Source organism: Micromonospora zamorensis (genome assembly GCF_900090275.1).
Lineage (GTDB): Bacteria > Actinomycetota > Actinomycetes > Mycobacteriales > Micromonosporaceae > Micromonospora > Micromonospora zamorensis.
Window position 1 is genome coordinate 4,102,564 of sequence record NZ_LT607755.1, and the last position, 18,664, is coordinate 4,121,227.

The window sequence follows — 18,664 nt, forward strand, 5'->3', positions numbered from 1 at the left end:
ACTCACCTATCCCTTGACTGCGCCGGAGGTCAGACCGGACACGATGCGGCGCTGGAAGAAGAGAACGAACAGGATGATCGGAACGGTGATCACCACGGCGGCGGCGCAGATCGCCCCGGTGGGGTCCTCGAACTGCGACTCGCCGGTGAAGAACGACAGGGCGACCGGCACCGTACGGGCGCGTTCGGTGGAGGTCAGCGTGATGGCGAACAGGAAGTCGTTCCAGCAGAAGATGAAGACCAGAATCGCCGTGGTGAACAGCCCGGGCGCGGCCAGCGGCGCGATCACCCGCCGGAACGCCTGCCCCTGCGTGGCGCCGTCCATCTTCGCGGCCTTCTCCAGGTCCCACGGGATCTGCTTGAAGAACGCCGACAGCGTGTAGATCGCCAGCGGCAACGCGAAGGTGATGTACGGCAGGATCAGCCCGGGCCAGGTGTCGAAGAGGCCGAGTTGCCGCTCGATCTCGAACAGCGGCGACACCAGCGACACCTGCGGGAACATCGCGATCAGCAGGGAGACGCCGACCAGCAGCTTCTTGCCCGGGAAGTCCAGCCGGCTGATCGCGTACGCGGCCATCGCCCCGAGCACCACCGCGATCAGCGTGGCGATCAGCGCGATGCCGATGGAGTTGACCAGGGCCCGGACGAACTGGTCGGTGTCGAAGATGGTCTTGTAGTTGTCCAGCGTCCACTCGCGGGGGATGAACTTCCCGTCGGTGAGGGTGGCCGGCGTCTTGAACGACAACGACGCGATCCACAGCACCGGGACGAGCGCGAAGACGACCACCAGGACGTCCAGCAGCCCCCAGCGCACCTTCGCCCGGGTGGTGGTTTCGGTACCGGTGGCCATGTCAGCGCCTCTCCCCGTCGTCGCTGCCGGGGGCAGCGGTGCCGAACAGCTTCACGAAGACGAAGGCGATGATCGCCACGGTGATGAAGATCAGCACCGACATCGTCGAGCCGATGCCGAGGTTGAGACCCCGGATCAGGTTGTTGTAGGCGAGCATCGACACCGAGGACGTCTCGTTGCCTCCGGCGGTGAGCACGAAGATGTTGTCGAAGACCCGGAACGCGTCCAGGGTGCGGAACAGCAGCGCAACCAGGATCGCCGGCTTCATCACCGGCAACATGACCTTGGTGAACTTCTGCCAGGCGGTCGCGCCGTCGGTCGAGGCGGCCTTGAGCAGGTCCTCCGGCACCAGCGCCAGCCCGGCCATCAGCAGCAGCGCCATGAACGGGGTGGTCTTCCAGATCTCCGCCAGCATGATGATCGCCAAGGAGCTGGCCCGCTCGGTGAGCGGTGCGCCGTCGCTGAACAGGTTGGCCAGGTACCCGGTCTCCGGCGTCCAGGCGTACCGCCAGGAGAACGCGGCGACCACGGTGACGATCCCGTAGGGAATGAGCGCCGAGGTCCGGACCAGGCCGCGCCCGATCAGGGTGCGGTGCATGATGATCGCCAGGCCCATGCCGAGCACCAGCTCGACGGCCACGGTGACCACCGTGATCAACGCCGTCACCCCGAACGCGGTCCACCAGAACTCGTTGGTGAGCACAGTGACGTAGTTCTCCAGCCCGATGAACTCGCGCTGGTCGGGAAAGCGCAGGTCGAAACGCTGCAACGACAACCAGACCGAATAGATGATCGGGTACGCGGTCACCAGGACCATGACCAACGCGGCGGGTGCGCAGAGAAGCAGACCCAACCGGCGTTCGGCCTTCTTGTTCTCACTCAACGGCCCCTTGCCACGGCCGCCGCGTTGGGTGGGCACAGTGGCGCGCTGGCCAGTGGATTCGCTGGTCTCGTCGGCGGCGACATCGGCGCCCGTCGGCGTGGCGTTGATGCTCACGGGGCCACCTTCCTTCGCGACTGCGGGGCTCGCAGGAACGGCTCACTCCTCGCGCTCACGGCAGCACCCCCTTCGACTGGAGGGCATCGGCGATGGCGCCGCGCAGCTCGTCGGCGGTCTTCTGCGCGTTGATCGCCGACGGCGGCGACAGGATCGCCGACATCACTGTGGAGATGCTCTGGTAGGCGGGGGTCAACGGCCGGGTGGCCGGGTCCTTCAGCTCCTCCAGGATGGTGTCCTTCATCGGGTACGCCTCGGTCATCTCCGGCTCGTCGTAGACGGCTTCGATCGTGGGGGGCACACCGTCGTTGATGGCGGAGAACTTCTGGTGCTCGGCGCTGCGGATGCACCGCGCCGCCTCGAAGGACATCTCCGGGTGCTTGGAGTAGGAGCTGACCGCCAGGTTGACCCCACCGATGGTGACCTTGCTGGGGGTGCCCTCGTCGATGCCGGGGATCCGCGCCCAGCCGACCTGCTTTGCCAGCTCCGGGTTGGCCTCCTGCATGGCCGGGTAGACGAACGGCCAGTTCACCTGGAACGCGCCCGAGCCGGACTGGAACTCCAACCGGACCGGGTCCTCGGTGGCGTTGCTGAACGACGGCGAGGTCACGCCCGACGTGGCGAACTTCTTCAACTGCTCCAACGCCCGCACCGTGCCGTCGTCCATCACGGCCTGCTTACCGTCGTCGCTGAGGATCTTTCCGCCGGCACTCTCGGCCAGGGTGTTGTAGAGGACGACCAGACCCTCGTACTGGGCGCCCATGGTGAGCACCCGGTACGGCTTGTCCTGGTCCTTGAGCTGCTGGGCCGCGCTGATCATCTGGTCCCAGGTGGTCGGCGGCTGCGGCACGAGGTCCTTGCGGTACCAGAGCAACTGCACGTTGGTGTTCTTCGGTGCCGCGTACAGCTTGTCCTCGTAGCGGGCGGTGTCCAACGGCCCGGCGAGGGTGCCCTGCTCGACCTCGGCCTTGTCCTGGCCGGTCCACTCGCGGATCCAGTCGGCGCTGGCGAACTCCTGGGTCCACGTGACGTCCAGGCCGAGCAGGTCCATGCCGCTGTCCTCGGCGGCGAGCCGGCGCACCATCTGCACCCGCTGGTCGTCGGCCTGCCGGGGCAGCACCCGGTAGGCGATCTCGTAGCGCCCCTGGGCCTGCGCGTTGCAGTCGTCGACGACCTTCTGCAGGTTCTGCTCCGGCGGGTAGTACAGGTTGAGCGTCGGTGGGCCACCAGCGTCGTCGGCGCCGCACGCGGCCAGCGGTGCGACCAGCGCCAGCGTGGCAGCCGCCGCCCCCAGCCGAACAATCGGCCGGCGTCGGTGTCGAGCCGTTTCGGGGTCCGTCATCGCCCTCCCCCTCTCTTCGGCGAAAACCGGGGAGGGGCCATCCGTGCCCCGGCGCACGGCGAGACGATCCCGGGCCAGGGAGCTGCGGAAACACCCCGACCCGGATGCTCCGTGCGGCTACTCTGCCCCACCTGCGGAGTCGCGAAACCTGGCTGTCACACCGAGAGCCGGCGCGACGACGTGACGTCTTCGCCGTGCCCTGAATGCCCGCGCGCTTGATCGACTCCGCTTCCCGGAAACCGCGGTGTCACCGCGCCGGGAAACCCCGCCTTCCAGGAAGCCGAGTCGATCAAGCGCTGGGACCGCAGCCTCAGGAGACGGCGGGCACGGAAGACCGCAGACCCTGGAAGGACGGCGGCGCTGGAGGTCGAGGTGGGTCGTGCGCGGACAGGCCCGCCCGGACCAGGCATGCTGGGACGGTGATCGCACGCTTCAAGGACCTCTGTCTGGACGCCGCCGACCCGCTCGCGCTGGGCGCCTTCTGGGCCCGGATGCTCGACGGTGACGTGGCCGATGCCGGCGACGGCGACACCCGGGTGGACCCGCGCTCGGCGCGCTCGAACGCCGAGTCGATCTGGGTGAACCGGGTGCCCGAGCCGAGAGTCGGCAAGACCCGCGTACACCTGGATCTGCGGTTGGCCGACGCGGACCCGGCGGCGCTGCTCGCGGACGGCGCCCGACTGGTCCACGAGCCGAGCGGCGAGGTGACCTGGTGGGTGCTGGAAGACCCGGAGGGCAACCCGTTCTGTGCGTTCCCGGCCCGCGACGGCGCCCGGCCGGGCCCGTTCGAGCTGGTCGTCGACTCGATCGACCCGGTCGCGCAGGCGACCTGGTGGGCCGGGGTGGTCGGCGGCACCGTCGAGGACGAGGGGACCCACGCGGGGGTGGTCGGCGCGTCCGGGTTCCCCTGGGACTACTGGGTGTTCGCTGGGGTGCCCGAGCCGAAGACGGTCAAGAACCGGCTGCACTGGGACGTCGACCTGGTCGACCCGGAGCCGACCGCGCTGCTCGCCGCGGGTGCGACCCTGCTGCGGGAGCCGGTCGACAAGGCCCACTGGTGGTGGGTGCTGGCCGACCCGGAGGGCAACGAGTTCTGCGCCTTCATGCCGCGGCCAACCGGGTGAACGACCGACTACCGAGCGCGGGCGACGTCAGCTAGCGTTTTCCTAGCGCCGCAGTCAGCGCGTTCGCCGCCGCCGTCGACACGCCTCCGGCCGACCCCCAGCCTGCCCGATCGGTTGGTAATCGCGGGAACGTCCCACCGCCGCTGCCCCGGTTCGGCAGGATCGTCCCAACGAGGAGGTGCCGTCGTGCAGGACACCCGCGCTCTCGCCCTGACGTTCGAGGTGAGCGGCCTGCCACCGGTCAAGACCGAAGCGTTGTCCATCTTCGCCGCCGGGCATCGGCAGGCGACGAGGGTTCGCACCCTGCTCCAGGCCGCTCTCACCGCGGCCCAGCGCACCGGCTGGACGCCGTTGCCCGGGCCGATCGAGGTGGACCTGGTCCTGCGCTGCCCGCCCGGGCACCGTACGGCCGACGCCAGCACCCTGCTCGGCGGCGTCTGCGCGGTCCTGCAGGACAAGAAGCGGGTGTCGTCCATCGGCCTCACCCACCTCGGCGTCCTGGTGGACGTCGCCCTCTACACCGACGACCGGCAGATCCGCCGATTGTCGTACCACGAGGAGCCGGCGGAGGACTTTTCGTACCAGGTGCGGGTCGCCGCCGTACCGACCGGGGTTTGACCGACGTCCGTGGTGGGGTACCGCGGACGCCGACGAAGGGAGCACCGATGTCGGAGCCACATGTCACGCTCGACCCCCGCGGGCTCGACCCTGTGCAGCAGAAGCTGCGGGGCCCGCTGGAGGACCAGCTGACCTCGGCGCTTCAGGCGGCCACCGACCGGATCCGCAGCGGTTACGCCGGTGAACCGGTCGAGCAGGTCTGCCAGCGACTGTTGGAGGAGACCCGCTCCGGGTTGCATCCCGACATCGCGGCCGGGTTCAACCCGGACATGGACGAGTTCTGCAAAGTGGCGGTGGCGATCGTCCGGGGCGAGGCCGGCTGAGTCGGGTCAGGACCGGGTCCGCAACTACCCGGCCCTGACCCCCGGCTGTCCGGCAGAGGAGCGGACAGCTACGGCGCCCCGCCGCTCGGGCGTGGCACGGGGCCACGCGCGGCAACGGGGATAGCCGGCCGCTCTGCACTCAGCTCCACGGTGCCCACCCGCCGAACGCCGGTGCGCCCCGACACACCTCGAAGGGTCGTGAACGCCGGCCCAGGCTAGGCGGGGCCGCGACGGCCGGACAAGCCGAGCCGTACGGCCCGGGGCGTGACTTACCCCAGGGTGAAAAACCGGCATGTGGGCGTAACACGATCATGATCGCGGGCGCTGTTCGGCTTCGGTGGGGTCAGAAGTGCCGCAGCAGGTCGCGGAACGAGGCCAGCCGTAGGACGCCGGTGTCGGTCGGGTCCAGTTCGTCGTCCTCCAGCACCCAGGTGTTCTCGTTCGGGATGAACACCGCGTTCAGCCCGGCAGCCCGTGCCGGCAGGATGTCCGACTTCGGGGAGTTGCCGATCATCCAGGCACCGGACGGGTCGAAGCCGTGCTCCCGCACCAGCCACCGGTAGGTCTCGACGTTCTTCTCGGCGACGATGTGCGCAGCCCGGAAGTGGTGCAGCAGGCCACAGGCGTCGAGCTTGCGCTGCTGCTCCGCCTGATCCCCCTTGGTCAGCAGCAGCAGCTCGTGCCGGACGGCCAGTTCGTCGAGCGCCTCGGCCACACCGGGCATCAGCTCCACCCGGTGTTCGACGAGTGCCACGGCCAGTCGGTCGATCTCCTGACGCTCGAACTCAGTCGCGGGCCGTTCGCGCAGCCGCTCCAGGCACTCCGCCAGACTGCGCAGGAACACCTTGCTGCCGTAGCCGTGCGCCACCGCGTTGGCCCGCTCGATGTCGTCAAGAACGGCCCGCAACTCGGCCCGGTCCAGGGTGGGGTGATCCAGCCAGGCCAGGAAGTCGTCGATCACCCGCTCGAAGACGACGTTGTTCTCCCATAACGTGTCGTCCGCATCGAAGATCAGCACCTTCGCCTGCCGCCGCGCAGTCGCGTCCACCGTCATGCCGCCAGCTCCTCGTGATCAACTCCTCCGACGATCGGGGACTTTAGGGCAGATCGTTCGACGTACCCAGCGACTTTCCGCCCACCGGTCGGGGCCACCGCAGCAACCGTTCCGCGATCATCGTCTCCCGCTCCTCCTGCGCGTCGGGGCGCAGCCGCCCACCCCTGGTCAGCATCACCACACCGTGCAGCAGGCTCCAGCTCATCTCGGCCAGCACGTCCGGGTCACGCCCCTCGGCCAGCGGGGTCAGGGCCGCCCGCAGCTCGGCGAAGACCGCCCTGGGCGCGGCCGGCACGCCATCGACGCCGAGGGCCAGGTCGGGGGTCAGCGCGAGCATCGCGTCATAGACCTCGGGATTCGTGTACGCGAAGTCGAGGTACGCGGTCGCCACCGCCGGCCAGGCCCCCTCGGGACCGTCGACGGCTTCCGCGTGCGCCTCCGCCAGGTCGGCGGCCAAGTCGGCGAAGGCGCACACGGCGACGGCGGCGAGCAACGCCTCCAGATCCGCGAAGTGCCGGTAGAGGTCTCCGACGTCGATCTCGGCCCGCTCGGCCAGCCGTCGGGTGGTCACCCCCGCCCAGCCCTCCGCCTCGGCCAGCTCTCGCGCGACCGCGACGATGAGGTCGCGCCGGTCCTGTTCGGTGGCCTTCTCGGCAGGTCCGGGCACGCCCACGAGCGTAAGGGTGCACACCCGTCGTACCTGCCCGGTGACGGATTGGTGACTGTTGGGGATGGAAAGCCCCTGCGGCCGGTCTCTTTCTCCGCGTGCCACAGCCCACCCGTTGCTCGTTGAGCGAGGAGATCACCGGGACGGGAGGGCACGTGGTCGTTCGACGGCGCCGGCCCGTGGCAGGCCGATGAGGAGGCAGTCCAGCGACGGGCTGCTGCGCAGCGGGGCCACTCGGCAGCGGGCGACCTTTCTGGAGCTCTTCCTCGACCTGGTCTTCGTCTTCGCCCTAACCCGGATCTCCGCTCGCCTGATCGCCGACTTCACCGACGGCCAGCGCGGCGTCTACGCGGGCCTCGGTCAGGCTCTGCTGCTGTTCCTGGCGCTGTGGGCGGTCTGGTCGGTGACGGTCTGGTCGACCAGTTGGCTGGACCCGGAGGCGCCGGTCGTCCAGACCGTGATCGTCATGACGTTGGTCGGCTCCATGACGATGGCCGTCGCGGTGCCCAACGCCTTCGGCGCGCGGGCCGCACTGTTCGCCATCACCTTCGTGACCCTCCAGATCGGCCGAGTGGTCTACTTCCACGTCGCCGGGCACGGCCGACCGGATCCGCAACAGTCCATCCGGATCCTGTTCTGGTTCGCCTTGAGTGCACCGCTCTGGGTGGTCGGCGGGCTGGTCAACGACGGCACGGTTCGCGCGGCTCTCTGGACCGCCGCCGTGCTGATCGACTACACCGGGCTGTTGCTCGGGTGGCCCACCCCCCGGCTCGGCGCGCAACGGCTCGGCGTCCAGATGATCGCGGCCGAGCACCTGGCCGAGCGCTACCAGCAGTTCCTCCTCATCGCGCTCGGCGAGGCGATCTTCGTCATCGGGCTCGCCTTCAGCGGCAGCGAGTTCCACGCCGACCAGACGGGCGGATTCGTCCTGGCGCTGGCGAGCACCGTCCTGCTCTGGCGGATCTACTTCCATGCGGCGGGAGGGGTGCTGGATGCGGCCATCGACCGCTCCCGCAACGCCGCACGGCTCGCTACCGAGATGGCGTTCGCCCACATGGTCATGATCGCGGGGATAGTGCTGACCGGCGTCGGCTTCGAACTGTTCATCACCGAACCGCTCGGGCACCTCCCGGCGGTCTGGCTCATCGCCATCCTCGGCGGCCCCGCGCTCTTCCTCGCCGGACGCTCGGCCCTGGAGTACCAGGTGTTCGCCCGGGTTTCCCGCTCCCGGACAGCCGGCCTGCTCGCCCTCGGCCTGCTGGTGCCGGTGACGGTGCACCTCGCACCGCTCACCGCCGGCGCCGCGGCCGCCGTGGTGCTGCTCGGCGTCGTCACAGCGGACACACGGCGCTCACGTCGACAGCCAGCGGAGACGCCCACGCCTCCGTTCTAGTTGCCGACGGCCGAGGGTCGCGGCTCACCGGCGCAGCGCGTTCTCGCTCCGCATGTGCGACAGCTTCTCCGGGTTACGCACGGCATAGAGCCCGCTGACGAGGCCATCGTCGATGCGTAGCGCCACTACCGTGTCGATCTCGCCGTCGGATCGGAACACCAGCGCCGGGAAGCCATTCACCTGGGCCGGGTGCAGCGACAGGGCAGCGACCTGGAACTGCCTGCTGGCCAACAGGCGGGCCACCTTGTCAGCCCCGGCGACCGGCCTCAGCAGCGCCTGTCTGATACCGCCGCCGTCGCCAACGAGCACGACATCCGGCGCGAGGACGTCGAGCAGGCCCTGCACGTCGCCGGTCTCGATCGCCCGCTGGAACGCGTCGAGCACCCGCCGGGTGTCGGCCGCGGAAACCACTCCCCGGGGTCGACGCGCAGCGACATGCGCCCGCGCCCGGTGGGCGATCTGGCGGACCGCGGCCGGGCTCTTGTCGACCGCCTGGGCGATCTCGTCGTAGGCCAGGTCGAAGACCTCACGGAGTACGAACATCGCCCGCTCGATCGGAGCGAGCGTCTCCAGCACCAGCATCATGGCCATCGAGACGCTTTCGGCCAGCTCGACGTCGTCGGCGACGTCGGGCGCGGTCAGCAGCGGCTCGGGCAACCACGAGCCGACGTAGGACTCCCGGCGCCGGCCGACCGTCCGCAGCCGGTTGAGCGACTGGCGGGTGGTGATCCGGACCAGGTAGGCGCGCTGATCCCGCACCATCGCGAGGTCGGCGTCCGCCCACCGCAGCCAGGTTTCCTGGAGTACGTCCTCGGCGTCGGCGGCCGAGCCGAGCATCTCGTAGGCGACAGTGAAGAGCAGGTTCCGGTGTGCGACGAACGCTTCGACAGCAGGGCCGCCCTCACTCATGACTTCTCCCCGGCTTCCATGCCGCCTCCAGTCTCGTCGATCTCGGCTGCGCCGCCCACAGGACACCGCTCCCCCGCCTGGTGTGACACCGCCGCGCCGTGCGCCACGTCACGTGTCGAGCCGTCACAACGAGCGGGCCGGCGGTGTCTCGTGTTCGACCCGAACCGGAAGGAAGATCATGAACCTGGCTCTGTGGATCGCGGCCGGACTGTTGGCCGCAGTCGCCCTGGCCGGCGGCATCACCAAGACGTTCGTACCTAAGGAGAAGCTGGCCCGGGCCAACGGCGGAGGGTGGACGGCGACCGCGAGTGTCGGCTTCGTCAAGACCCTCGGTGTCCTCGAAACCCTGGCCGCGGCCGGTCTGATCCTGCCCGCCGTGCTGGACATCGCACCGGTGCTGGTGCCGGTGACCGCCGTCTGCTGGGTGCTGCTGATGATCGGCGCGATGATCACCCACCTGCGTCACAACGAGGCGAAGTTCATCGTGCTGAATCTGTTCTACCTCGCCCTGGCCGCCTTCGTGGCCTGGGGCCGACTCGGACCCGAGCCCTTCTAACGGAATGGCCTGACCCGGGAGACCCGTTCCCGGCCGCCAGATCCGTGCCCGCTCCTCCCAGACCTCAGCGAGAATCGGCCCTGGTGGATTGATGGGACGGCTGCCATGATCGCTCGGTGTCCCTGTGGGAGGCCGTCTCGCGCTTCGGGCCGCCGCTGCTCATCGTCATCGGCGCCTCGGTTGCTGTGTACGGCGCAAGCTCCGACTCACCGAAACATTTCTCCCGGCCACGCGGCTGGCAGTGGGCGTGGGTGGGCCTCTGGCTCATGACAGCTGGTGAGGCGGCGTTCGGCGACGACCGACCGTGGTTCGAGCGTGCCTGGAAGGGCGCCACCGCACTGCTCGTCGCGGTGGCTGTCGCAGTCGCGGCATTCCGCCGCCACCGATGGAACGCCGGGCAGGTTGCTAGGGACGACTAGCGCGTTTCGCGTTCTGCACGCGAGTTCGCGGTGGGGCAGACCGGAGGACCTGGCACACGAGATGGGCCTTCATCACGACTAGGGCCGCGCTCGGGATCGCGATGGCGGGCCAGGCCCGCGACTGCCCGAGGACGTGGACTTCACCCACCGGTTTCACCGACTCCCCCACAGCCGATGACGATAGTGAAGGAAGCGCATATTCGCGCCGTGAGCGGCGGGGCTCGGATGCACCTGCAAGATTCGCGCACTTTCCCTGATGTTGCTGCCTTCGGCGGCTCCGAGACAGCAACATCAGCGAAGTTGCGCGGATCTTGCGGGGCGGGCGGGCGGACGGGCGGGGCGGGCGGGGCGGGCGGGCGGGGCGGGCGGGTAACGCTGACGGTCAGCGGCGCAGGGTGAGGATCAGATCGGCTACCAGGGCTGTCCAGCCGGTCTGGTGCCAGGCGCCCAGACCGGCCCCGTTGTCGCCGTGGAAATACTCGGGGAACGCCACCAGGTCCCGCCAGTCCGGGTGGGTCTGGAAGAGCTGGCACGCGCCGTAGATGGGCCGCCGCCCCCAGTCGTCCTGGGTGAAGAGCGAGATCAGCCGGGCGGAGAGGTCGTCGGCGATCTCGTCCAGCGTCCGCTTCACCCCGGAGCGGGTCGGGTACTCCACCTGGAGGTCGTCGCCGAAGAACGCGGCGTAGTCGCGCAACGCGCTGATCAGCAGGAAGTTCGTCGGCATCCAGATCGGACCGCGCCAGTTCGAGTTGCCGCCGAACAGGCCGCTGGTCGACTCGGCCGGTTCGTAGCCGACGGAGAACTCCTGCCCGCCGAGGCTGACCGAGAACGGCTTGTCCAGGTGCGCGCGGGACAGCGTACGCAGGCCGAAGTCGGACAGGAACTCCTCGGGGTCCAGCATCCGGGCGAGCAGCCGGACCACCTGCTCCGGGCCCACCATGGACAGCAGCCGCTGCTGCCGGCCGTCGGGGCCGAGCCTGCGGGTGCCGATCACCTGGGCGTACTCCGGGCGGTTGGTGAGAAACCAGCGCAACCGCGCGCCCAGCTCCGGCAGGCGGTGCAGGGTCTTCGCGGTGAGCCGGGTGGTGGCGGCCAACGGCAGCAGCCCGACCACCGAACGGACCTTCAGCGGCACCTTCGTGCCGTCGGCGAGGCGCAGCACGTCGTAGAAGAAGGCGTCCTCGTCGTCCCACAGTCCCTGCTCGTACGCGGCTGCGGCGATGTACGCGAAGTGCTCGAAGAACTTGGTGGCGGTGTCCACCCAGGTCCGGTCGTGCTCGGCGAGGACGATGGCCATGTCCAGCAGGTTGAGCGCGTACATGCCCATCCAGCCGGTGCCGTCGGACTGCTCCAGCACACCGGCGACCGGCAGCGCCGCCGAGCGGTCGAACGGGCCGACGTTGTCCAGCCCGAGGAAGCCGCCCTCGAAGACGTTGTTGCCGCCGGTGTCCTTGCGGTTGACCCACCAGGTGAAGTTGAGCAGCAGCTTGTGCATCACCCGGGCCAGGAAGTCGTAGTCCCGGCCGCCGTCGATCTCGAACACCTTCAACGCCGCCCACGCGTGCACCGGCGGGTTCACGTCACCGAACGCCCACTCGTACGCCGGTATCTGCCCGTTGGGGTGCAGGTACCACTCGCGGAGCAGGAGCAGCAGTTGTTCCTTGGCGAAGCCCGGGTCGACCCGGGCGATGCTCACGCAGTGGAAGGCCAGGTCCCAGGCCGCGTACCACGGGTATTCCCAGGGGTCGGGCATGGAGATGACGTCGAAGCTGGTCATGTGCCACCAGGCGCTGTTACGCCCGTGTCGGCGACCGGCCGGCGGCGGTGTCGAGCCCGGGTCGCCTTCGAGCCAGCGTTTGACGTCGAAGTGGTAGAACTGCTTGCCCCACATCAGGCCGGCGATGGCCTGCCGTGCCACCAGCGCCTCGTCGGCGGTGGCGGCCGGCGGGATCACCCCGGCGAAGAACCGGTTCGCCTCGGCCCGCCGCGCCCAGACCACGGCCTCGAAGCCGTCGCTGAGGTCGGCCGGGGGCGGCGGCGCGGCGGCCGGTGGTGACGCGGTGCGGGTCAGCCGCAGCCGGATCTGGCGCTGCCCGCCGGCCGGCACGTCGAGCACGTAGTGCAGCGCGCCCTTGGTGCCCTCCCGCGCGGGGTTGACAGTGGCCGCGCCGTTGACGACGTGGTCGTTGATGCCGTCCTTCGGGTACGGCGAGCGGCCGGGCAGGCCCCAGAGTCGTTCGGCGTTGGTGTCGTTGTCACAGAGCAGTGGCACCGGCCCGCCGTCGCCCTCCAGCAGCAGTTGGCCGAGCACCCGGTGCTCGCCGACGAGCCGGGTGCCCTGGCCGGTCAGTCGCGGGATCCGGTCGCCGCCGGGCAGGCCCCAGGCCCAGGTGTTGCGGAACCACAGGGTGGGCAGCACGTGCAGGGTCGCCGCCCGGTCGCCCCGGTTGGCGACGGTCACCACCATGCAGAGGTCGGTCGGGGACGCCTTGGCGTAGTCGACTGTCACCGCCCAGTACCGGTCGTCGTCGAAGATCCCGGTGTCCACCAGCTCGTACTCGGTGTCGTCGCGGCCGCGCAACGCGTTCACCGCGACGAGTTCGTCGTACGGGAAGGCTGCCTGGGGGTAGTGGTAGCGCCAGCGCATCCAGGAGTGGGTGGGCGTGGAGTCCTCGTACCACCAGTACTCCTTGACGTCCTCGCCGTGGTTGCCGCCGTCGCCGCCGAGGCCGAACATCCGCTCCTTGAGGATCGGGTCCTTGCCGTTCCAGAGCGCGAGGGCGAAGGCGAAGGTCTGTCGGTCGTCGCAGACGCCGGCCATCCCGTCTTCATTCCACCGGTAGGCTCTGGACCGCGCGTGGTCATGCGGGAAGTAGTCCCAGGCCGTACCGTGCTCGCTGTAGTCCTCCCGTACCGTCCCCCACGCCCGTTCGGACAGATAGGGACCCCATGCGCGCCAGTCCTGCTCCCCCGAGTCGGCCTGGGCGAGCCGGAGCCGCTCAGCGTCGGGTGGCGAGGCGTCGGAGGACGATCGGTCAGTGATCACGTGCACATCTTTGACGTCGCCGCGGTACTTGACCACAGCGGCCATTCTCGTCGTGGCGTGTTACACCCCGCCGCCGATGGAGGAAAGTTGATCGACATGCACTTCGGCCCACAGGTCTGCGGCGATCTGACCAGCGCCGCGAGCCGGGAGTGGCTGGTTCCCGACGGCCTCGGCGGATATGCGATGGGCACCGTCGGCGGGCTCCGGACGCGCCGCTACCACGGTCTGCTGGTGGTGCCCGGCGAAACTCCGGCCTCCCGCCAGGTGGGACTGGTCAGTCTCGACCCGGCGGTCACGCTGCCGTCTGGCGCGCGGGTACGGCTCGGCGCGCACGAGTGGTCCTCCGGCGTCGTGGACCCGCGCGGTTTCGAGTTGCTGGAGCGCTTCGACCTGGTCGACGGGCTGCCCCGGTGGCGGTGGCGGATCGGCGCGGTGGTGATCGAACGGGAGCTTGCCATGCTGCCCGGCCGCTCCTGCGTGGCGGTGGTGCACCGGCTGGTCGCCGGCGGGCCCGTCCGGCTGGAGCTGTCGGCCGCCTGCACCTGGCGTGACGCGCACGGCGAACGGCGGGCCGACGGCCCGACCCCGCAGGTCGAGGCGGTGGCCGACGGCGCGGTGGTCGAGGGCGCGTACCGGCTGGCCGGCCCGGGCTGGGCGCCCGAGGGGCAGTGGTGGTTGGGCGTGCACCACCGCGAGGAGGCCAACCGTGGTCTGAACGCGGACGAGGACCTCTGGTACGCGGGACGCTTCGTCGGCGAGCTGGAACGCCCCGGCGACACGGTGTCGGTGCGGGCCTGGGCCGGTCGACTCGACGAGGAGCCGCCGCCGGCCGCCGAGATCGTGGAGACGGCCCGACGGCGCAACGGGCAGGTGGTGGCGGCGGCGAAGCCGGCAGACGACGTGGACGCCACCCTCACGCTGGCCGCGGACGCGTTCGTGGTGCGGCCCGGGGGCAGGGCCGTCGACGTGGTCGCCGGCTACCCGTGGTTCGGGGCGTGGTCCCGGGACACGATGATCTCGTACGAGGGGTTGTTCCTCTGCACGGCTCGCGCCGACGAGGGCCGGGAGCTGCTGCGGTCGTACGCGGCGACGCTGTCCGAGGGCATGCTGGCCAACACGGCCGACACCGGTCGGGTGGAGTACAACACCGTCGACGGCACGCTGTGGTTCCTGCACGCGGTGAGCCGGCACGTCACCGTCACCGGTGACACCGACCTCGGTGACGAGTTGCTGCCCGCGCTGCGTGCCGTGATCGACGCCCACGTGGCGGGCACCCGGTACGGGATCTCCGTCGACCCGGCCGACGGGCTGCTCACCCAGGGCGCCCCCGGCACCGCGCTCACCTGGATGGACGCCCGGGTGTACGGGGTGCCGGTCACCCCGCGTACCGGCAAGCCGGTCGAGGTCAACGCGTTGTGGATCAACGGGTTGGCCGGGCTCGCGGAGCTGAGCGAGTTGGCCGGGCAGGACGCGGACGAGCTGTGGCGACGGCACGGGCAGGCGACCGCCTCGTTCCGGGAGCGTTTCCCGTCGCCGACCGGCTGGCTGCACGACGTGCTGGACGCGCCCGCGCCGGCGTACCCGCTCGGTGGAGCCGCCCTGCACGACGACGACGCGTTGCGACCCAACCAACTGCTGGCCTGGTCGTTGCCGTACGCGCCGATGGAGCCGGACGAGGCGACGCTCCGCCGCGTCGGAAACGGTCTGCTCACCCCGCTCGGCCCGCGCAGCCTCGCCCCGGATTCGGCGGAGTTCGTGGGCCGGCACCGGGGTGGTCCTGCCGAGCGCGACGGTGGCTACCACCAGGGCACGGTCTGGCCCTGGCTGCTCGGGCCGTACGTGGACGCGTGCCGCCGGAGCAAGATGTCGGTCGATGACGTATTCATCGGCATTGAGGCCCATCTGACCGAATATGGGCTAGGCTCGGTAAGCGAGACGGCCGACGGCCTCGCGCCGCACGCCGCGACCGGCTGCCCATTCCAGGCGTGGTCGGTGGCCGAGCTGCTGCGGGTGCGCCGAAAGGGCCAGTAGCGCTTTACACGACCGCAACGGTGGTGTCTCCGCTGGTTATCTCGATCCCGGCAGGATTGGCCCCGATCCAGACGCGACGGCGACATCGACTCCGGTGTCGGTCGGCGCGCGCCCGGGGACAACTCAAAGGGGACCGCATGTCACCCGACGCCCACGTGATCGACATCCACGCCGCCCGGCAACTGCGGGTGCTGATGCTCTCCTGGGAGTACCCGCCGGTGCTCGTCGGCGGCCTGGGCCGACACGTGCACGCGCTCTCCGTCGCCCTCGCCGCCGCCGGCCACGAGGTCACCGTCGTCACCCGTCATGCCGACGGCGCGCCCCTGGAGGAGTACGCCGACGGCGTGCGCATCCTGCGCGCCCCCGAAGACCCGGTCGCCTTCCCCCTCGCCACCGGCTCCCTGCTGGCCTGGACCATGGCCTTCAACCACACCCTCACCCGCACCGCCCTGCGCGCCACCGAAGCCGGCGCCTACGACGTCATCCACGCCCACGACTGGCTCGTCGCCCACACAGCCATCACAGTGGCCGATCACCTGGACCTGCCGCTGGTCACCACCATCCACGCCACCGAGGCCGGCCGACACCAGGGCTGGCTCCCCGAGGAGATGAACCGCACCATCCACGGCGTCGAGCACTGGCTCAGCGGCTCCTCCATCCGGGTGATCACCTGCTCGGGGTACATGCGCGACCAGGTCACCGCACTGTTCGACGTACCGACCGCGCAGGTCGACGTGGTGCCCAACGGGGTCGACAACAGGGCCTGGCGGGCCCGGCCGAGGGCGGTCGCGTCGGCCCGCGCACGGTTCGCCGGGGACGGCCCGTTGGTCGGGTACGCCGGGCGGCTGGTCTACGAGAAGGGCGTCCAGCACCTGGTGCACGCGGTGCCCCGGCTCCGCGAGCGGCACCCGGGGCTGCGGGTGGTGATCGCCGGCGATGGGCCGTACCGCGCCGAGTTGGAGGCGGAGGCCCGACGGCTGGCGCTCAGCTCGACCGTACGCTTCACCGGTTTCCTCGACTCCACCCAGTTGCCGGCCATGCTCGGTGCCACCGACGCGACAGTGGTGCCCAGCCTCTACGAGCCGTTCGGCATGGTGGCGCTGGAGGCGGCGGCCGCCGGGGCGCCCCTCGCGGTGGCCCGGACCGGCGGTCTCGCCGAGATCGTCGAGCCCGGTGTCACCGGGGTGACGTTCCCGCACAGCGACCCGGACGCGCTCGCCGGAGCGGTCGGTCAACTGCTCGGCGACGAGGTCTTCGCCCGGCGGGTGGCCCGCCGGGCCCGCACCATGGTCGGCGAGCGTTACGGGTGGGCCACCATCGCGGCCCGTACGGCCGCCAGCTACGCCGCCGCGCGCAGGGAACACGGCCCGTTGCAGGCCCGTCGGGCGGCAGCCCAACTGGCCGGTGGGCGCACCCGGATCGCCATCCCCGAGGGCAACCTTCTGGCGCGCGACGGCCACGCCGCCTGCTGAGCCGAGGCGGACGACCGATTGGTGACTTCCGATCTGCTGGTTAGGGTGTAGCCCGGACAGCGGCTGAGGAGGTGCGTGCGCAGGTGCTGATCGCGGATCGGTACCGGCTGCTCGACCTGGTGGGTCGCGGGGGCATGGGCCGGGTGTGGCGTGCCCGCGACGAGATGCTGCATCGCGAGGTCGCGGTCAAGGAGATCGTGCCGCCCAGTTGGTTGGCCGATCGCGAACGGGACGAGTTGCGCTCGCGCACCCTGCGGGAGGCGCGCGCCGCAGCCCGGCTCAACCACCCCGCCGTGGTCCGGCTCTACGACGTCGTCGCGGTCGACGGCAGCCCATGGATCGTGATGGAGTACGTCCCGTCCCGCACCCTTCAGGACGTGGTGGACGCCGAGGGGCCGCTCGATCCGGCCCGCGCGGCCCGGATCGGCCTGGCCGTGCTCGACGCGCTGCACGCCGCGCACACCGCCGGGGTGCTGCACCGCGACATCAAACCGCAGAACGTGCTCGTGGCGCACGACGGGCGGGTGATGCTCACCGACTTCGGGCTGGCCACCTTCGACGGCGGCGACGGTGCGATGACCCGCCCCGGCATGGTCCTCGGCTCCCCGCAGTACGTTGCCCCGGAGCGAGCCGCCGAGGGAGTGTCCACGATGGCTGCGGACCTGTGGTCGCTCGGTGCGACCCTGCACGCGGCGGTAGAGGGCCGCTCCCCGTACGCCCGCAGCACCGCCATGGCCACCCTGAGCGCACTGGCCGCCGGACCGCCGGACCCGGCTCCGCACGCCGGGCAGCTCGCGCCGGTCCTCGCCGGGTTGCTGCGCCGCGACCCGCGCGACCGCCTCGACCACGACGCGGCCCATCGGCTGCTCACCGCCGCGGCGACCGGGCGCACCGAACCGACCGCCGAAGGGTCGACAGGTTCGGGCGACCGGCCCGAGGCGCATGACCCGGACGACCAGGACCTCACGATCCCGTTGCCCGAGCCCGACCCGCCGGCGCACCCGGGCGACCGGGCCCTGAACGCGCCGGCTGACACACCACCGGCCTCCACCCCACCGGCCTCCCGCCCGCCAGCCCGGCAGCGCACCATCCGCCGGGCGGCGTTGATCGCCGTGGCTCTGGTGGTGGCCGCCGCCGCCGGCGTGGGCACCGCGATGGCCGTCACCGGTGACGAGCCCAGGGACACCGCCGGCCGGCCCACCGCACGGCCGCCGGACGGTGGTGGCGGCCCGGGCGGGCCGGGCCCCGGTTACGACCCCGACCGCCCCGGCCCACCGCCGGGAGGCCCGGGCATTCCTCCGCCACCCTTCCCGTGTGTCCGTCCGAAGGCGGCCGGTGCGCCCGTGCTGGCCGGCGCCCCCGCGGCGGGCGAACGGTTCCGCCCGCCACCCGGCTGGGTCTGGCACGCCGACACCATCGGGTTCCGGGTTGCGGTGCCGGCGACCTGGTACTACTCCCGCGACGGCGCGGTGGCGTGCTTCCAGGACCCGACCACCGGCCGGGCCTTCAGCGTCGCCAGCGGCGACGACACCGACCCGCTGGTCCGACTCCGCACGGTCCGCGATGTGGCTGCCCAGGCCGGCGCCCTGCCGGGGTACGACGAGATCCGGCTCGCCGCTGCCGACGGAGGGGCGGAGTGGGAGTGCCGCTGGCAGGCCCCGTACGGCGCATGGCTGCACGCCCGGCAACAGGTCGCCGGCGCAGGCCGGTGGACGCTGGCCTGGATCACCGACGACAGGGACTGGACCAGGGCCGGCGCGGACTGGACGGCAGTGCGAAACAGTTTCCGACCACCCCCCTGACCTGCACCGTATAGTCATGATCCGGACTACCGTCCGGCGTGGATCGAGGCCGCTCAGCGGAT

Annotated in this window: 16 protein-coding genes; 9 read left to right on the top strand and 7 right to left on the bottom strand. The window is 70.8% G+C overall.

What is annotated here, in order from left to right; all coding sequences use genetic code 11:
• Positions 1-6: 6 nt before the first annotated feature.
• Genes GA0070619_RS17950 through GA0070619_RS17960 form a run of 3 tightly spaced genes read right to left on the bottom strand, consistent with a single transcriptional unit; the run spans position 7 to position 3,188 of the window.
• The gene (locus tag GA0070619_RS17950) at positions 7-849 is read right to left on the bottom strand and encodes a carbohydrate ABC transporter permease (RefSeq protein WP_088949122.1); all 843 of its coding nucleotides are present in this window, start codon (positions 847-849) and stop codon (positions 7-9) included.
• Position 850: 1 nt separating this feature from the next.
• Positions 851-1,846 carry a carbohydrate ABC transporter permease gene (locus GA0070619_RS17955; protein ID WP_088949123.1) on the bottom strand — a complete coding sequence of 332 codons (996 nt, stop codon included), beginning with the start codon at positions 1,844-1,846 and terminating at the stop codon, positions 851-853.
• Between the two features lie 55 nt (positions 1,847-1,901).
• The gene (locus GA0070619_RS17960; protein ID WP_088949124.1) at positions 1,902-3,188 is read right to left on the bottom strand and encodes an ABC transporter substrate-binding protein; all 1,287 of its coding nucleotides are present in this window, start codon (positions 3,186-3,188) and stop codon (positions 1,902-1,904) included.
• A 419-nt stretch (positions 3,189-3,607) separates the two neighbouring features.
• Here GA0070619_RS17960 and GA0070619_RS17965 point away from each other — a divergent pair, with 419 nt between their 5' ends.
• The 3 genes from GA0070619_RS17965 (at position 3,608) to GA0070619_RS17975 (ending at position 5,253) form a co-directional block, all read left to right on the top strand.
• Complete coding sequence (locus GA0070619_RS17965; protein WP_088949125.1) at positions 3,608-4,312, top strand: VOC family protein; 705 nt, start codon at positions 3,608-3,610, stop codon at positions 4,310-4,312.
• A 186-nt stretch (positions 4,313-4,498) separates the two neighbouring features.
• Positions 4,499-4,930 (top strand): RusA family crossover junction endodeoxyribonuclease, encoded by a 432-nt coding sequence (locus tag GA0070619_RS17970; RefSeq protein ID WP_088949126.1) that lies wholly within the window; start codon positions 4,499-4,501, stop codon positions 4,928-4,930.
• 47 nt (positions 4,931-4,977) lie between these two features.
• Complete coding sequence (locus tag GA0070619_RS17975) at positions 4,978-5,253, top strand: hypothetical protein (protein WP_088949127.1); 276 nt, start codon at positions 4,978-4,980, stop codon at positions 5,251-5,253.
• A gap of 343 nt (positions 5,254-5,596) precedes the next feature.
• On the opposite strand, the gene GA0070619_RS17980 is transcribed toward GA0070619_RS17975, so the two are convergent.
• Together GA0070619_RS17980 and GA0070619_RS17985 are read right to left on the bottom strand one after the other, a co-directional pair.
• Positions 5,597-6,307: an HAD family hydrolase gene (locus tag GA0070619_RS17980; protein WP_088949128.1), complete on the bottom strand. Its 711-nt coding sequence runs from the start codon at positions 6,305-6,307 to the stop codon at positions 5,597-5,599.
• Between the two features lie 43 nt (positions 6,308-6,350).
• The gene (locus GA0070619_RS17985) at positions 6,351-6,974 is read right to left on the bottom strand and encodes a TetR/AcrR family transcriptional regulator (RefSeq protein ID WP_231927087.1); all 624 of its coding nucleotides are present in this window, start codon (positions 6,972-6,974) and stop codon (positions 6,351-6,353) included.
• Between the two features lie 190 nt (positions 6,975-7,164).
• Between GA0070619_RS17985 and GA0070619_RS17990 the strand changes: the two genes are divergently transcribed.
• A complete protein-coding gene (locus GA0070619_RS17990) occupies positions 7,165-8,367 on the top strand; it encodes a low temperature requirement protein A (RefSeq protein ID WP_157744046.1) in 1,203 nt (400 codons plus the stop codon).
• A gap of 24 nt (positions 8,368-8,391) precedes the next feature.
• On the opposite strand, the gene GA0070619_RS17995 is transcribed toward GA0070619_RS17990, so the two are convergent.
• Complete coding sequence (locus GA0070619_RS17995; protein WP_088949131.1) at positions 8,392-9,276, bottom strand: RNA polymerase sigma-70 factor; 885 nt, start codon at positions 9,274-9,276, stop codon at positions 8,392-8,394.
• A 178-nt stretch (positions 9,277-9,454) separates the two neighbouring features.
• On the opposite strand from GA0070619_RS17995, the gene GA0070619_RS18000 reads away from it, so the two are divergent.
• Positions 9,455-9,832 (top strand): DoxX family protein, encoded by a 378-nt coding sequence (locus GA0070619_RS18000; protein ID WP_088949132.1) that lies wholly within the window; start codon positions 9,455-9,457, stop codon positions 9,830-9,832.
• 116 nt (positions 9,833-9,948) lie between these two features.
• On the top strand, positions 9,949-10,251 hold the full coding sequence (locus GA0070619_RS18005; RefSeq protein WP_088949133.1) for a hypothetical protein: 303 nt from the start codon (positions 9,949-9,951) through the stop codon (positions 10,249-10,251).
• 382 nt (positions 10,252-10,633) lie between these two features.
• On the opposite strand, the gene GA0070619_RS18010 is transcribed toward GA0070619_RS18005, so the two are convergent.
• Entirely contained in the window at positions 10,634-13,342 is a 2,709-nt protein-coding gene (locus GA0070619_RS18010) for an MGH1-like glycoside hydrolase domain-containing protein (RefSeq protein ID WP_088949134.1), read from the bottom strand.
• 42 nt (positions 13,343-13,384) lie between these two features.
• Between GA0070619_RS18010 and GA0070619_RS18015 the strand changes: the two genes are divergently transcribed.
• From GA0070619_RS18015 to GA0070619_RS18025, 3 genes are all read left to right on the top strand, one after another.
• On the top strand, positions 13,385-15,328 hold the full coding sequence (locus GA0070619_RS18015; RefSeq protein WP_088949135.1) for an amylo-alpha-1,6-glucosidase: 1,944 nt from the start codon (positions 13,385-13,387) through the stop codon (positions 15,326-15,328).
• Positions 15,329-15,465: 137 nt separating this feature from the next.
• Positions 15,466-16,800 (top strand): glycosyltransferase family 4 protein, encoded by a 1,335-nt coding sequence (locus GA0070619_RS18020; RefSeq protein ID WP_172862068.1) that lies wholly within the window; start codon positions 15,466-15,468, stop codon positions 16,798-16,800.
• An 83-nt stretch (positions 16,801-16,883) separates the two neighbouring features.
• Entirely contained in the window at positions 16,884-18,602 is a 1,719-nt protein-coding gene (locus tag GA0070619_RS18025) for a serine/threonine-protein kinase (RefSeq protein WP_231927088.1), read from the top strand.
• Positions 18,603-18,664 lie beyond the last annotated feature (62 nt).

Coding starts and splice junctions, on each gene's coding strand:
- GA0070619_RS17975 (WP_088949127.1), top strand. CDS start 4,978: ATGTCGGAGCCACATGTCACGCTCGACCCCCGCGGGCTCGACCCTGTG.
- GA0070619_RS17950 (WP_088949122.1), bottom strand. CDS start 849: ATGGCCACCGGTACCGAAACCACCACCCGGGCGAAGGTGCGCTGGGGG.
- GA0070619_RS18000 (WP_088949132.1), top strand. CDS start 9,455: ATGAACCTGGCTCTGTGGATCGCGGCCGGACTGTTGGCCGCAGTCGCC.
- GA0070619_RS18010 (WP_088949134.1), bottom strand. CDS start 13,342: ATGGCCGCTGTGGTCAAGTACCGCGGCGACGTCAAAGATGTGCACGTG.
- GA0070619_RS17960 (WP_088949124.1), bottom strand. CDS start 3,188: ATGACGGACCCCGAAACGGCTCGACACCGACGCCGGCCGATTGTTCGG.
- GA0070619_RS17990 (WP_157744046.1), top strand. CDS start 7,165: ATGAGGAGGCAGTCCAGCGACGGGCTGCTGCGCAGCGGGGCCACTCGG.
- GA0070619_RS17995 (WP_088949131.1), bottom strand. CDS start 9,276: ATGAGTGAGGGCGGCCCTGCTGTCGAAGCGTTCGTCGCACACCGGAAC.
- GA0070619_RS17980 (WP_088949128.1), bottom strand. CDS start 6,307: ATGACGGTGGACGCGACTGCGCGGCGGCAGGCGAAGGTGCTGATCTTC.
- GA0070619_RS18020 (WP_172862068.1), top strand. CDS start 15,466: ATGTCACCCGACGCCCACGTGATCGACATCCACGCCGCCCGGCAACTG.